Source organism: Streptomyces sp. NPDC001108 (assembly GCF_053598535.1).
The window spans coordinates 23,015-36,895 of the sequence record NZ_JBSFKL010000009.1 but is presented as its reverse complement, the minus strand read 5'-3'; the positions used below and the strand labels follow the sequence as shown (position 1 = coordinate 36,895).

General features: G+C 74.4%; 9 protein-coding genes. 4 read left to right on the top strand and 5 right to left on the bottom strand.

Translation table 11 applies throughout. The features are described from left to right. Positions 1-41 precede the first annotated feature (41 nt). The 3 genes from ACWC97_RS20720 to ACWC97_RS20710 form a co-directional block, all read right to left on the bottom strand. A complete protein-coding gene (locus ACWC97_RS20720; RefSeq protein WP_352273652.1) occupies positions 42-1,559 on the bottom strand; it encodes a bifunctional glycosyltransferase/class I SAM-dependent methyltransferase in 1,518 nt (505 codons plus the stop codon). Between the two features lie 50 nt (positions 1,560-1,609). Further along, the gene (locus ACWC97_RS20715; protein ID WP_450650782.1) at positions 1,610-2,851 is read right to left on the bottom strand and encodes a glycosyltransferase family 39 protein; all 1,242 of its coding nucleotides are present in this window, start codon (positions 2,849-2,851) and stop codon (positions 1,610-1,612) included. Between the two features lie 190 nt (positions 2,852-3,041). Beyond that, entirely contained in the window at positions 3,042-5,069 is a 2,028-nt protein-coding gene (locus ACWC97_RS20710; RefSeq protein WP_450651061.1) for a glycosyltransferase family 2 protein, read from the bottom strand. 299 nt (positions 5,070-5,368) lie between these two features. Between ACWC97_RS20710 and ACWC97_RS20705 the strand changes: the two genes are divergently transcribed. After that, positions 5,369-8,866 carry a CDP-glycerol glycerophosphotransferase family protein gene (locus ACWC97_RS20705; protein ID WP_450650780.1) on the top strand — a complete coding sequence of 1,166 codons (3,498 nt, stop codon included), beginning with the start codon at positions 5,369-5,371 and terminating at the stop codon, positions 8,864-8,866. Between the two features lie 47 nt (positions 8,867-8,913). Here the strand turns inward: ACWC97_RS20705 and ACWC97_RS20700 are convergent, their stop codons facing one another. Then, a complete protein-coding gene (locus ACWC97_RS20700) occupies positions 8,914-10,173 on the bottom strand; it encodes a prealbumin-like fold domain-containing protein (RefSeq protein ID WP_450650779.1) in 1,260 nt (419 codons plus the stop codon). Positions 10,174-10,298: 125 nt separating this feature from the next. Further along, positions 10,299-10,904, bottom strand: coding sequence for a TetR/AcrR family transcriptional regulator (locus tag ACWC97_RS20695; RefSeq protein ID WP_450650777.1), 606 nt, complete (start codon positions 10,902-10,904; stop codon positions 10,299-10,301). Between the two features lie 138 nt (positions 10,905-11,042). On the opposite strand from ACWC97_RS20695, the gene ACWC97_RS20690 reads away from it, so the two are divergent. The 3 genes from ACWC97_RS20690 to ACWC97_RS20680 all read left to right on the top strand — a co-directional run bounded on the left by ACWC97_RS20690 (position 11,043) and on the right by ACWC97_RS20680 (position 13,835). Continuing rightward, positions 11,043-11,987, top strand: coding sequence for an ABC transporter permease (locus ACWC97_RS20690; protein WP_450650775.1), 945 nt, complete (start codon positions 11,043-11,045; stop codon positions 11,985-11,987). Further along, complete coding sequence (locus tag ACWC97_RS20685; RefSeq protein ID WP_450650773.1) at positions 11,980-12,783, top strand: ABC transporter ATP-binding protein; 804 nt, start codon at positions 11,980-11,982, stop codon at positions 12,781-12,783. Before ACWC97_RS20690 ends, ACWC97_RS20685 begins: the two co-directional genes overlap by 8 nt. Positions 12,784-12,884: 101 nt before the next feature. Further along, a complete protein-coding gene (locus ACWC97_RS20680; protein ID WP_450650771.1) occupies positions 12,885-13,835 on the top strand; it encodes a serine/threonine-protein kinase in 951 nt (316 codons plus the stop codon). Positions 13,836-13,881: the final 46 nt, after the last annotated feature.

Sequence of the window (13,881 nt, the reverse complement as noted above, 5' to 3'; positions counted from 1 at the left end):
CCGGCGCCCGGGGCGCGGGGGTGGGACGGGGTACGGCGGGCTCAGACACCGACCCGGTCGGCGGCCGGGACGTACTGTCGGTTGAGGATGTCCTGAACATCGACGTGCTCTCCAGCGATGATCGTCTCGGCCGCGTGCGGGGTGAGCAGTGCGACGTGCTGATAGCCGAACAGCGTCGGCCTGATCCGGGTGAGCAGCTTGGACGCGCCGCCCAGCGCCCCGGCGAGCGGACCGCCGCCGAGCAGTGACCAGAAGGGCGCCCCGGTCGAGGTGAGTTCGAGGACGTCGTAGCCCGCGTCCCGGACCGTGCGGCGCAGGCTGGCCCGGGTGAAGAAGCGCAGATGCGTTTCGTCGAGGATGCCGCGCCGGTCGTAGCCGAAGGCGCCGAGGGCGACCCGCATCCGGGAGTACCAGTGGCTGAAGTTCGGTACGGAGAGCAGGACCCGGCCGCCGGGCCGCAGCACGTCGGCGATCCCGGTGAGCACCCGGTCGGGCCGGGAGAGGTGCTCGATGACGTCTCCGGCGACCACGTAGTCGTAGTCGGTGCCGAGTCCGGCCGGCAGCCCCTCCTCCAGGTCGGCGAGGTGGAAGTGGGTGCAGTTCTCGCGCACGCCGGGGACCTCGACGTAGTCGACGCCGGTCACCTCGTGGCCGAGGGCTTCCAGGCGCCGGGCGAACAGGCCGCCGGAGCAGCCGAGGTCGAGGACCCGGCCGGGCGGCAGCGAGCGCATCCGCTCCAGGATGACGGCGTGCGAGGAGCCGTCGCCCTCCTTGAAGGCGTACTCGACGGGCTTGGGGATCCAGCCGCAGGTGCCGAACCCCTTGACGGCGAGCCGGTATTCGAGGACGTCCTTGACGACGTCCCTCGCGTACTTCATGCCGTTGACGTAGCAGATCTCGTCGCCGTAGTAGGTGGGGACGGGGATCTCCTTGATCCGCATCCCGGCGTCGAGCAGTTGGACGATGATCTGGGTGTCGAAGTCGAAGGCGTCGGTGTTGCGGTGGATCGGCAGTTTCCTCAGCGCGGCGACGCTGTAGGCGCGGTAGCCGGAGTGGAATTCGGTGAGCCGGGAGCCGAGCAGGGTGTTCTCCACCCGGGTGAGAATGCGGTTCCCGAGCCATTTGTACATCGGCATGCCGCCCTTGAGGGCGGATCCGGATTTCATCATCCGTGAACCGAAGACGGCCTCGCATTCGCCGCGTTCGATCGGCGCGACCATGTCGGGGAGGAATTCCGGGGCGTACTGTCCGTCGCCGTGGAGCAGGACGACGATGTCGAGCCCGTGCTCGGCGGCCAGGGCGTATCCGGCTTTCTGATTGCCACCGTATCCGAGGTTCTTGGTGTGCCGCATGACGTAGGTCCGCGGCATTCCCTCGGTCTGCGACCAGCGGCAGCCCGCGGTGAAGGTCGCGTCGTGGCTCGCGTCGTCGAGGATGAGGATCTCGGCGATCCTGGACCGGAAATCCGCCGGAATGCGGTCGAGGGTCCGCTCCAGTGTCGTCTCGGCGTTGTACGCGACCACCAGGATGCCGATCCTGGGGCTCGGGCTTTCCGTCACGGGGCGTTCTCCAGTCGCTCGGGGTGCGTGGGGGGATGCGTGGGGGAGGTTCAGTTGACGGTGGAGCCGGTGGGGTGGGAGGTGCGCGGGGCGGCGAGGCGGCTCTTCCCGGCGGGCGGTTCGCCGGGCCGGTCCGGGCGGGCGGCGAGGACCGTGCGTACGCCGACGGCCAGGGCGGCGGCCAGCACCAGCCAGCCGAACTCGGCGAAGTGCAGCACCGTTTCGTTCCAGCGCACGGCGGAGCGGCCCCGGTAGCCGAGGACCGCGGTCACCCCGAGCGCGCAGCTGTACGCGGCGCCCGGCCAGAAGCCGACGACGAACAGCCCGGCGGCCGGCCAGGTCAGGTACTGGAGCGCGGAGGCGGTGGAGAGCAGGAGCAGCAGGCCCATGACGACGCCCACGACGACGGGCGCCTGGGCGGGGCGCAGCCAGGCCAGCCAGACCCCGGCCGCCATGCAGGCCAGGACGAAGAGGAAGTGGCCGTCGCCCTCGATGAAGGTGATGAAGGAGTCCGGCAGCCCGAACAGGTCGGCGAACCGCACCAGCCCCCAGAGCCGGAAGCCGCCGCCGGCGTACTCCAGCACGTTCTCCTTGAGGTTCTCCGGCACGGTCGCCAGGACCGGCCCCCAGACCAGGGCGAACAGCGCGGTGAAGCCCGCGGTGAAGCGGAGGAGCGCCGGCCGGCCCGCCCGCAGCGCGACGACGAACAGCGCCGGGACCACCACCACCGGGACGAACTTGACGCTGATCGCGAGCGCGGCGGCCACCCCGGCGAGCAGCGGCGCCTTCCGGTCCACCAGCAGATGGCCGGCGAGCAGGGCGAAGGTGATGGCGACCTCGTCGGTGTTGCCGTGGTAGCCGGAGGTGGCGATCAGCAGGGGGCTGGCGGCCACGCCGATCCCGCAGGCGACGGCGGTGCCGAGGGAGGCGCGGCGGCGCACGATCTCGAACACGACGAGTGCGCAGAAGAAGTCGGCGATCGAGGCGGGGGCCCTGATCAACGTTCCGAAGGGGATGCCCTTTTCAGAGAGTTCATTGAGGCCGAGCAGCATCCATCCGGCCAGCGGCGGGTGGTTGTAGACGGGCAGTCCGGGAAGCGGCTGTTCGTAGATCCGAATGGGACCGTACTGGACGGTGGCCCGCGCGAATCCGCGGAAGATGTGCACATCGGCCGGCCCGCGCATATTCGCCGCGATCAGCATGCGGATGAGGAGACCGGCGGCAGCGGCGACGAGTACCGCCGCTCTCGCTCGGGGCACGTTCCAGGTCTCGTACCGCGTTCGGATACCCATGAAAGCAGAACGTAGCAACCCGAGGACGCTGAGCGACGTATCGAAGGCCGCACTTGTGCGGACCATTACGTGAATGCACCGGACATTCGCATTTCGCGCGGTGGAGTGTCACCCGAATGGTTCAGCGCGGCACGGAAAGCCGTCCCGGGTCCGCCCCTCGTGAATCCCTTGGGGCGTCCTTACGAATTCCTTACGGTGCCTTCGTGGCGCGGGAATCGGGCGGCCCGTGGAATCCGGCTCGGTGCGGCCGTGCCGCGTGGTCGTCGATCAGCAGATCGCCCCGGTACCCGGCGGCCAGGCCGAGGGCGCGCGGCCCGTCGTCGTCCCCCGCCAGCGGGTAGTCGCCGGGGAGGACCGGTCCGGGGACGTCGAGCGGGGTGCGGCGGCCGTCCGGCCCGACGAGCCTCAGCCGGTACCGGAGCCGGGCGCGGTCGGTCCCGGGTGCGGGGGCGGGCCGGGCGGCGGCGAGGGCGGCGAGCGGGAGGTCCGTGGTGAAGCGCCGCCAGCCCGCCGCCGAGGGGACGGCTCCGTCGTGCACCGTCACGGGGCGGTCGAGGACGGTGCCGGAGGGGTGGTGGGTGAGGGTGAGGCGCAGGGGGCCGGGGCCGACGCCGTCGCGGACCATTCCGTCGATGACCACGGTGGCGGTGGAGTCGGCGGCGGTGCCCGCGCGGTGCGTCTCGAAGCGGGCGCCGATCCGCTCGGCGTGCAGCACCAGCGCGCCGTAGTCGTCGAAGGCGGGCACGATCCGGTGGTCGCCGTCGGGGCGGTGGACGGGCGGCGGTGGCGTCGGGCGGTCCGCCGTGAGGGCGGCGCGGCGCAGCAGTCCGGGGCCGGCGAGGCCGATCTCCGGGTACCAGGAGGTCCGTTCGCGGCCGCCGGGGCGGGGGCGGATCCGGGCGGGGTCGACGACGGCCTCGAAGGCCGCGCGGTCCCGGCCGTACGGGTTCCGGCCGGGCGTCCGGTCCGTGCGCAGCCGCAGCGGCACCGGTGCGTGGTGCGCGGCGCGGAGCCAGCCGGTCCGGACGCCGCCGAACCCCGGTCCGCCGGGGAGGTGGGTGTCCCCCGTGAGGTGGAGCCGGCCGTCCCGCCAGTGGGCCGCGCGCAGCCGGGCGGTGAACGGCAGGTCCCGCGCGCCGAGCCGCAGCAGGGGGCCGGGGACCGGCCGGACGAGGGCCGGGTAGTGGGCGGTGCGGCGGACCGTGCCCCGGACGGTGAACGCGCCCGGCTCGGCCCGCTCGTCGGCGATCAGGGCCAGCAGCTCGCCGGTCCGCCGTTCGCGCACCAGGTGCCACAGCAGCCGGGCGGGCAGCGGCAGGGCGCCGAGGACGGCCGGGTCGACCTGGTCGGTGAACTCGTTGGCGTAGGTGAGGAAGGCGCGCCGGTACGCCTCGTCGCCCTCGGGGAGCACCGCCATGAAGGGGGCCAGCTCGTGGCTGAGCGCATGGGTCTCGTAGCGCCGTTTGTCGTCGGGGCCGCGGTGCTCGTCGAGGAAGGCGGAGACGGCCAGGAGCTGGGTGATCCGGTCCTGGAGGCCGCGTACGTCGGCGGGCGGGCCGGTGGTGCCGGCGGCGGTGTCCCGCTCGCGCCAGTGGTGGACGGGTTCGCCCCGTACGTCGACGGCGCGGGCCAGGAAGTGGGCGGGCAGCACGACGGGGAGGTCCTCGGAGCGGGTGCCGGACGGGAAGGCGAAGGCGTGCTCGTCCCAGAAGGAGCGGCGGAAGACCTTGTTGCAGACGGTCCGGTCGGCGGCCAGCTCCCAGTGGCGGGAGATGTGGGTGCGCAGCCGGGTGGTGGCCGGGGCGCGGCGGGGGCCGGGTGCGGGGCCGAGCGTGCCGTCGGCCGTCAGCCGCAGGACCTGGCCGGTGGCGAGGTCGGAGCCGGTCCGGTCCAGCGTGGCGGTGAGGAGTTCGTACGCGTGGGGCGGCAGGACGTCGTCGCCGTCGGCGAAGGCGAGGTGGCGGGCGCCGGGGTCGCAGTGGCGCACGCCGGTGTTGCGGGCGTGTCCGGGGCCGCCGTTGCCCTGGCCGACCAGCCGGAACCGGCCGTCCCGGGCGGCGAAGGCGGCGGCCAGGGCGGCACTGTCGTCGGTGGATCCGTCATCGACGACGACCACCTCCAGGTCGGCCAGGGTCTGCTCCGCGAGGGACCGCAGACACTCCGTCAGCCAGGGCGCGACGTTGTGGACGGGTACGACGACACTGAGCCGTGGCGGCATGGCGGGCACGTCCGTTCCTCGGGGCCTGGGGTCCGTACCTCTCAACCCCGCGGCGGCCCGGGGGTCACCACCGAGGGGTGGCGGTCTTTCCCGAACGGGTGATACCGGTGGCGCCCCGGTTGCCGCCCCGGACCGGCTCCGTGCGCCCCCACCACCGCCATGGCGCACGGGTGACGTGGCCCTCGACGCCTCGGGGCGCATCGGCCGGGCGCGGTCGCGCGGCAACCTCGCGCCTTTCGCGCCGTCACCCGTTCGGGTCAGTGCCGGTGACCCGGGGCGTTCGCCCGTGTTGTCCGTGCATGAAACCGCGCCTCAGTGTCGTCGTCCCGGTCCACCACCACGCGGACCACCTGGAGGACTGCCTGCGTTCGGTGGCCGAACAGTCGGTCACGGACATCGAGGTGGTCGTGGTGGACGACGGCGCGACGGAGCGCGGCACGGCGGTCGCCGAGGGGTTCGCCGCCCGTGACCGGCGCTTCCGCCGGATCTGCCATCCCGGCGGCGGTCCGGGCGCGGCCCGCAACACGGGGGTGCGGTTCACCACGCCGGGCGTGCCGTACCTGGCGTTCGCCGGGGGCGACGGGATCGTGGTGCACGACGCCTACGCGCGGATGCTGGCCTCACTGGAGTCGACCGGGTCCGACCTGGCGACCGGCAATGTGTGGTGGCTGACCGAGCAGGGGCGCCGGCAGGCCCGCCCGTACCGCTGGATGACCGACAGCCGGGCCCGGACCCACATCGGGCGGGAGCCGAGGCTGCTCGCCGACCGCCCGTCCTGGAACAAGGTGTTCCGCCGCTCGTTCTGGGACCGGCACGGCTTCGCCTTCCCGGAGGGCCGGTCCCACGAGGACCCCCCGGTGATCATCCCGGCGCACTATCTGGCCGGTGCGGTGGACGTGCTGCACGAGCACGTCCACTACTGGTGGCTCCGGGAGGGCCGGACGGTGCGGCGGCGCACCGACGCGCCCGACGTACGGGACAGGATCGCGGCGTGCGAGCAGGTCAGCGCGTTCCTGGCGGGCCGGGGCGGGGTGGCGAACGCGGCGGCCCGGCGCCGCTACGACCTCTCGTGCCTGCGCGACGACTTCGCCTGTCTCCTGGAGGAGCTGCCGCTGGGCGGGGCGGGGTACCGGCAGGCGTTCATGGCGGGGGCCGGGGCGTTCCTGGACCGGATGGAGCGGATGGACGGGGCGGGCCGCGCGGACCGGAGCGTGGCGCACGAGCTGCCGGTGGAGCTGAGGGTCAAGTGGCAGCTCGTGAAGGAGCGGCGGCTGCCGGATCTGCTGGAGCTGCTCGCCTTCGAACGGGGCAACGGGGCCGGGACGTTCACGGTCGGCGGGGTGCCGGGCCGGCGGCAGGCCGTCTTCCCGGCCGTCCCGGACACCGCCCGGCTGACCCGGGCCGACCTCCCGGCGGTGGCGCGGCTGTCGGAGGCGCGGTGGAGCGAGGACGGGAAGCTGCGGCTGCGCGGCTACGCGTACATCCGCAATCTGCCGGCCGCCTCGCCGCGCCAGTCGATGCGGGTGGGGATGGTGCGGGCGACCCGGGGGCAGCAGCTGCGGACGGTGCCGGTGCGCGGGGTGCCCGCCCCGGAGGCGACCGTCGACTCGGGCCAGCAGGTGCACGGCTACCAGCACGCGGGCTTCGAGATGACGGTCGATCCGCGCCGGCTGCGGCCGGGTGGCTGGCTGGTGGGGATGATGGTGGCCGCTCAGGGCACGGCCCGCCGGGTGGCGGTGCGCGCGGCCGGGCCGGCGACGGGCCTGCCGCTCGTCCACGACCTGGGCGACGGACGGCGGGCGGTGCTCGACCACCCGGACGGGCGGCTCCGGCTGACCCTGGCCCAGTTGCCCGCCCGGTGCGAGTACCACCGCTTCGGCCGCGACCTGGAGCTGACCGGCCGGCTGTACGGGGACAACCGGCCCACGGCCCTCGTGCTGAGCTGCGAGGGGGTGGAGGACCAGGAGTTCGGCCACCCGGTGGAGTGCCGCCCGGACGGCCGTTTCACGGTGCGCGTCCCGCTCGCCGATCTGGCCGGGATGGCGGCCGTGCCCCCGGCCCCGCACCGGGCGCCGCGCGAGGTGGAGCCGGAGCCCTTCGGGCGGTGGCGGGCCCGGCTGGTGCTGGCCGACGGGGCGCGGGTGCCGCTCGCGGCGGCCCCGGAGTCGGCGCCGCCGGTGGTGGCGGACGCGGTGGGCGAGCTGGTGCTGGACCTGAGCGGGCAGCCGTTCGTGGACGCCGCCGTGTGGACGCCGGACGGGGCGCTGCGGGTGGAGGGCGTGACCGGTGCCGGGACCGGGTTACGTCAGGAGGAGGGGCCGGACCGGCTGGTCCTGCGGCACGCGGTGCTGCGGGAGACGGTGTCGGTGCCGGTCACCCACGGGGAGGCGCGGGACGGGGGCGGTGGCGGGCGCCGGTTCACCGCGTTCCTCGCGCCCTCGGTGGCGGCCGGGCTGCGCGAGGGGCACTGGGAGGCGGCGCTGGGCGGGCGGCCGGTGCGGGTGCTCACCTCGCTCGCCGCCCGGCTGCCGCTGCGCCGGAGCGGGCCGGTGGCGGGGGCGCTGGTGCCGGGGCGGGAGTTCGCCCTGGACCGGTGTGCGGGCGACCGGCTGGCGGTGCGGGCCGGGCCGGTGCTGGCGCCGGGCGACCGGGGCGCGTACCGGGGGGCGGAGCTGCGCGGGCGCCACTACCCGTCGCGGCGCGCGATGCCGATGCGGGACGCGGTGCTGTACACGGGCGGCGACTCCCCGCGCGCCGTCCATGCCGAGCTGCTGCGCCGGGGCGTGGCCTCGGAACAGCTCTGGGTCACCGACGGCGTGCACAGAAACGTCCCGCCGACCGCCGTCCCCGTCGTCGAGCACAGCACCGCCTGGTACGAGGCGCTGGCGCGGTGCCGCCGCATCGTCACCGCCGACCAGCTGCCCGAGTGGTTCGAGCGGCGGCCGGGTCAGACCGTGGTGCAGACCTGGCACGGCGCACCGCTCGGCCGCTTCGGCACGGATCTGGCCGGCACCCCGTACGCCGACCATCTGGAGCTCGCCACCCTGGCGCACCGCTCGGCCCAGTGGTCGGTCCTGGTCTCCCCCAGCAGCCATGCCACCGGGCTGCTGCGGCGCGCGCTCGGCTACCGGGGCGAGGTGCTGGAGGCCGGTTCCCCCGCCAACGACCTGCTCTTCTCGGCCGACCGCGACCGGATCGCGAAGCGGGTGCGGCGCAGGCTGGGCATCCCGGACGGCCGCCGGGTGGTGCTGTACGCGCCGACCTACCGCGACCAGCTGATCCACCCCGGCCCGGGGCCGGGCGGGCGGCCCCACTACCGCTGGGCCCCGGCGCTGGACCCGGCCGTGCTGGCGCGCCACGTCGGCGGCGTCCACACGGTGCTGGTGCGCCGCCACCCCCGGGTGGTCGGGAGCGTGCCCGAGCGGCCGGACGTCCTCGACGTGTCGGCGCATCCGGACACCGCGGAGCTGCTGCTGATCGCCGACGTGCTGATCACGGACTACTCGGGCCTGGTCTTCGACTTCGCGCTCACCGGCCGCCCGATGGTCTTCCACACCAGCGATCTGGCGCACTACCGCGACACGGTGCGCGGTTTCTGCCTGGACTTCGAGGAGCGGGCGCCGGGCCCGCTGCTCGCCAGTACCGCGGAGATCGCCGCGCTGCTGCGGGACCGGGGCGCGCTGGACGCGTCGGCGGCGCGCCACGCGGCGGCGTACGGGAGTTTCCGCCGGGACTTCTGCGATCTGGACGACGGTTCGGCGGCGGCCCGGGTGGCGGACCGGCTGCTGGCCGAGTAGACGGCGGTCCGGTCCGGGAGGCGGGCGCCTCCCGGACCGGGCCGGGGTCACTTGCAGCTCTTGCCCTCACAGGGTTCGGGCCGGGTGTTGGTGACGGTGGTGGCGAGCTCGGGGTGGGTCGCGGTCAGCTCCAGGGGGCCGGTGACGGGGTTCCGGGGCAGCTCGTACCCCTCGGGGACGGCGGTCTCCTGCAGGTAGAACGTCCCCGGCTCCAGGTCGCCGAAGGTGCACCGGCCCTGTGCGTCGGTGGCGCAGGCGCCGCCGGTCCGGGTGTCGGGGTCGGGGCCCGTGGTCTGGAGCCCGTCGATGCCGTTGGTCTCCCGCCACAGCTGGAAGACCGCGCCCGGCAGCCGCTTCCCGGTCTCCTCGTCGGTCTTCGTGACGGTCAGCCGGCCGGGCGGGACGGGGCAGGGCTGCCACTGGAGGACGGCCTCGCCGTCGCCCCGGCGGGCCCCGGTGACGAAGGTGGCGTTCGCGGGCCCGGTGCTGGACCCCCCGCCGCCGCCGGCCCCGCTGTTGTGGTCGGTCGGGGACGCGGCCCCGCCACCCCCTCCGGTCGCCCCGCCGCCGCCTCCGCCGCCCACGCCGCCGTGCGGGTCGCCGGTGTTGTCGCCGCCGCGTCCGCCGACCGGCCCCACGGCCGGCGAGCCGTTCTGGCCGTTCGGATCGGGCCTCGGGACGTTGATGCCGCCCTGGCCGCCCTCGCCGCCGGACCTGCCGGGCTTGCCCTCGTCGTCCCCGGGCAGTCCGGTGCCGGGCTGACCGGTCCTGCCGCCGCTTCCGCCGCCGATGGCCGAGGAGAAGAAGGACCCGCCTCCGCCGCCTCCGCCGCCCGCCACGATCAGCGGGACCGCCCCGCTGCTGATGACCGTGCGGCCGCCCCCGCCGCCGGCGGCGATCCCTCTGATCTCGCCGTCCACCCGGTAGGCGCCGCCCGTGCCGCCGCCGCCGTAGCCGCCCAGGGTGGGTGCCAGGGGGTCGTCCCCGCCGTGGCCCGCGCCCCCGACGTCGACGGTGAGCACCTGCCCCGGCGTCACGTCCAGGGTGGCGGCCACCTCGGCACCGCCGCCGCCCGGCACGTTGTACTGGCCGGTCCCGCCGGCCGCTCCGTACGCGGTGACGGACAGCGAGCAGACGTCCGCGGGGACGGTGAACGACTCCGGGGCTCCGGTGAAGACGAAGGTCCGCGACCCGGCCTGTCGTGCGGTCGCCGGATCGGTCGCGAAGGCAGGGGCCGAGGGCGTGAGGAACAGCGCGGCGGAGACCGCCAGCGCCGCGCCCGCAAGGCGTGTACGGGGAAGTGTCATGATCGCAACGTAGGCACGGCGCGCCCACATCCGGGCGAGGCGGCGGCGACGGCACGGCGGCACGACCTGAACGGCCGCGTTCCTTCACCGGTCTGCCTCACCGAAGTCCCGGTGGAGCGGGGCGGTCAGCTCCGCAGGGCGGCGACGGCGGCGGTGGCCAGTTCGTCGAGGTAGCCCGCGGGGAGCGGAGTGCGGACGACGGCGAGCCGCCAGTAGAGCGGGCCGACGATCAGGTCCAGCGCCCGGTCGGGGTCGCTGCCCCCGGGCAGCTCGCCCCGGGCCACGGCGTCCCGGACGACCACCGCGGCGATGCCCTGCTGCGGGTCGAGCAGGGCGGCCTTGATGGTGTCGGCGATCTCCGGATTGCGGGCCGCCTCGACCAGCAGGTCCGGGATGACCTGCGAGGCGACCGGGTGGCGCAGGGCGTACGCGGCGAGTTCGAGCACGGCCCGGACGTCCCCGTGGAGCGAGCCGGTCGCCGGGGCGGGCATGCCCTGGACGGCGACGGCCGAGACCAGGTCGAGGACGAGCGCCAGCTTGGACTTCCAGCGGCGGTACACGGCGGTCTTGCCGACGCCCGCCCGCCGGGCGATCCCCTCCATCGACATCCGGGCGAACCCCACCGCGGCCAGTTCCTCGAAGACGGCTCGGCGGATCGCGTCGGTGACGTCCTCGCGCAGGACGGCGGCTCCGGCGGGGGCGCGGCGGCGGGGGCGCGGGTCGGTGGTCATGCCGGAAATCATAGTCCGTGACGACGGAACGGTTGCGTTGCGACGTAGCCACGTCCTACCCTCAGCGTTACGACGATACGGTCCCGTCCCGTCGAAGTGTCTCCCTCCCCCACCCCACCCCTTTCCTCGGAAGCGATCGTGGTGAGCCAGACAGCAGCCCCGGCGGCCCCGCCCGCCGACAGTCCCGTACCGACCCCGCCGCCGGTGTACGCGCCCGGCGAGCTGGCCGCGCTCGCCGCCCGGCACGGCCTCACGACGAGCGGCGCCCGCCCCTCACTACCCCTGTACGTACGGCAGTTGTGGGGGCGTCGGCACTTCATCACGGCGTTCGCCACCGCCAAGCTGACCGCCCAGTACAGCCAGGCGAAGCTCGGCCAGATCTGGCAGATCATGACCCCGCTGCTCAACGCGACGGTCTACTACTTCATCTTCGGCGTGCTGATGAACACCAAGCGCGACGTCGAGGACTTCGTGCCGTTCCTGGTCACCGGCGTCTTCATCTGGACCTTCACCAGCAGCTCCATCACCGCGGGCACCCGGGCGATCAGCGGCAACCTGGGCCTCGTACGGGCGCTGCACTTCCCGCGCGCCTCGCTGCCCATCGCGCTGGCCCTGCAACAGCTCCAGCAACTGATGTTCTCGCTCGCCGCGCTGGTGGCGATCCTGATCGGCTTCGGGCAGTTCCCCCGGCCGTCCTGGCTGCTCGCCGTTCCGGCGCTGTTCCTCCAGGCGCTGTTCAACACCGGGGTCTCCATGGTCGTGGCGCGGCTGGCCGCCCGGACCCCGGACATCGCCCAGCTCATGCCGTTCGTCCTGCGGACCTGGATGTACGCCTCGGGCGTCATGTGGAGCGTGGACGGGATGCTCCGGGGGGACCGCGTCCCGCACGCCGTGGTGATGGTCCTGGAGTGCAATCCGGCCGCCGTCTTCATCGACCTGATGCGGTTCGCGCTCATCGACAGCTTCGACGCGAGCCATCTCCCGCCGCACGTCTGGGCGGTCGCCACCGGCTGGGCGCTGGTCTGCGGCATCGGCGGATTCGTGTACTTCTGGCAGGCGGAGGAGCGGTACGGACGTGGCTGAGACGACGAACGACCCCCGGATCCCCACCGTCGTGGTGGACGACGTCCACATCACGTACCGGGTCAACGGCGCCCGGACCGGGCGGGGCAGCGCGACCTCCGCGCTCAGCCGGATCGTCTCGCGCCGCCAGGTCCCGGGGGTGCGTGAGGTGCACGCCGTGAAGGGCGTCAGCTTCGCCGCGTACCGGGGCGAGGCCATCGGGCTGATCGGCTCCAACGGCTCGGGCAAGTCGACCCTGCTCAAGGCCATCGCCGGACTGCTGCCCGCGACCCGGGGCGGGGTCCACACCCAGGGCCAGCCCTCGCTGCTCGGGGTCAACGCGGCGCTGATGAGCGACCTGACCGGCGAACGCAACGTGGTGCTCGGCGGTCTCGCGATGGGCATGACCAGGGCCCAGGTCCAGGAGCGCTACCAGGGCATCGTCGAGTTCTCCGGCATCAACGAGAAGGGCGACTTCATCACCCTGCCGATGCGCACGTACTCCTCCGGCATGGGCGCCCGGCTGCGGTTCTCCATCGCCGCCGCCAAGAGCCACGACGTCCTGCTGATCGACGAGGCGCTCTCCACCGGCGACGCCCGCTTCCAGCGGCGCAGCAAGGAACGGATCGCCGAACTCCGCGAGGAGGCCGGCACGGTCTTCCTCGTCAGCCACAGCAACAAGTCGATCACCGAGACCTGCGACCGGGCGATCTGGCTGGAGGCGGGCACCCTGCGGATGGACGGCCCGGCGGACGAGGTCGTCGCGGCGTACGAGCGGTTCACCTCCGGCACGAAGAAGAGCCCGGCCAAACGGTAGACTCCGCTGCCGCGCAACAGCCCCGCGCACAGGCCGAGTTCGGCGGCGGAACCCGGCGCCGGGCGGACGGGGCCGCGCGGCCGAGGAGTTCGGGGGAAGAGATGCAGGACGGGATACCCGGGCCGCTGCGGGCGGACGACCCCCGGGAGGTCGCGGGCTACGTCCTGCGGGGCCGGGTGGGCGAGGGCGGCATGGGCACCGTCTACCTCTCGCACACCCGGGGCGGCCACCCCGTCGCCCTGAAGGTGATCCGCCGGGACCACGCGCGCCAGGCGGACTTCCGGACCCGGTTCGCCCGCGAGGTGGCCGCCTCCCGCCGGGTCTCCGGCCACCACCTGGTGGCGGTGGTCGACCACGACGCGGACGGCGAACGACCCTGGCTGGCCACCCACTACGTCCCCGGCCTCCCGCTCAACGCGGTGCTGGCCGCGCACGGCCCGCTGCCCACGGCCGCGGTCCTGAGACTGACCGGCTGCCTCGCCACCGCGCTGGACGCCGTCCACGCCGCCGGGGTCATCCACCGGGACGTCAAGCCCGGCAACCTGCTGCTCGCCGCGAGCGGCCCCTGGCTCCTCGACTTCGGGATCGCGCGGGCGACCGACAACCCGACCCTCACCACGGCGGGACGGCTGGTCGGCAGCCCCTCCCACATGTCGCCCGAACACGCCCTGGGGCAGTCGCTCACGCCCGCGTCCGACGTGTTCGCCCTCGGGCTGCTGGCCGCCGAAGCCGCCACCGGGCTCCATCCGTACGGGCGGGGCCAGGGCCTCGCCCTCGCCATCCGGATCGCGGGCACCGACCTCGAGCCCCCGGAGCTGGGCCACCACCCCTCGCCGCTGCGGGAGCTGCTGGTGGGCTGCCTGGCCGCCCGGCCCGAGGACCGCCCGTCCGCCCGCGAGGTGGCCGAGGTGTGCCGGGAGGGGCTCGGAGGGACCGGCCTGCGGGAGTTCACCGGGTGGCTGCCGGATCCGGTGGCGGCCGCCGTGGGCCGGATCGAGGCGGCGACCCGGCCACGCCCGTCCGGGTACACCCCCACGTACCGCCGGGTATGAGGAGATCCCTCTCCACGGAGCTGATCCGACGGCCGGACCCGCACCG

Excerpts from the sequence above, each read along its gene's own strand:
- ACWC97_RS20705 (WP_450650780.1), top strand. The coding sequence starts at position 5,369 with ATGAAACCGCGCCTCAGTGTCGTCGTCCCGGTCCACCACCACGCGGAC.
- ACWC97_RS20695 (WP_450650777.1), bottom strand. The coding sequence starts at position 10,904 with ATGACCACCGACCCGCGCCCCCGCCGCCGCGCCCCCGCCGGAGCCGCC.
- ACWC97_RS20710 (WP_450651061.1), bottom strand. The coding sequence starts at position 5,069 with ATGCCGCCACGGCTCAGTGTCGTCGTACCCGTCCACAACGTCGCGCCC.
- ACWC97_RS20715 (WP_450650782.1), bottom strand. The coding sequence starts at position 2,851 with ATGGGTATCCGAACGCGGTACGAGACCTGGAACGTGCCCCGAGCGAGA.
- ACWC97_RS20680 (WP_450650771.1), top strand. The coding sequence starts at position 12,885 with ATGCAGGACGGGATACCCGGGCCGCTGCGGGCGGACGACCCCCGGGAG.
- ACWC97_RS20700 (WP_450650779.1), bottom strand. The coding sequence starts at position 10,173 with ATGACACTTCCCCGTACACGCCTTGCGGGCGCGGCGCTGGCGGTCTCC.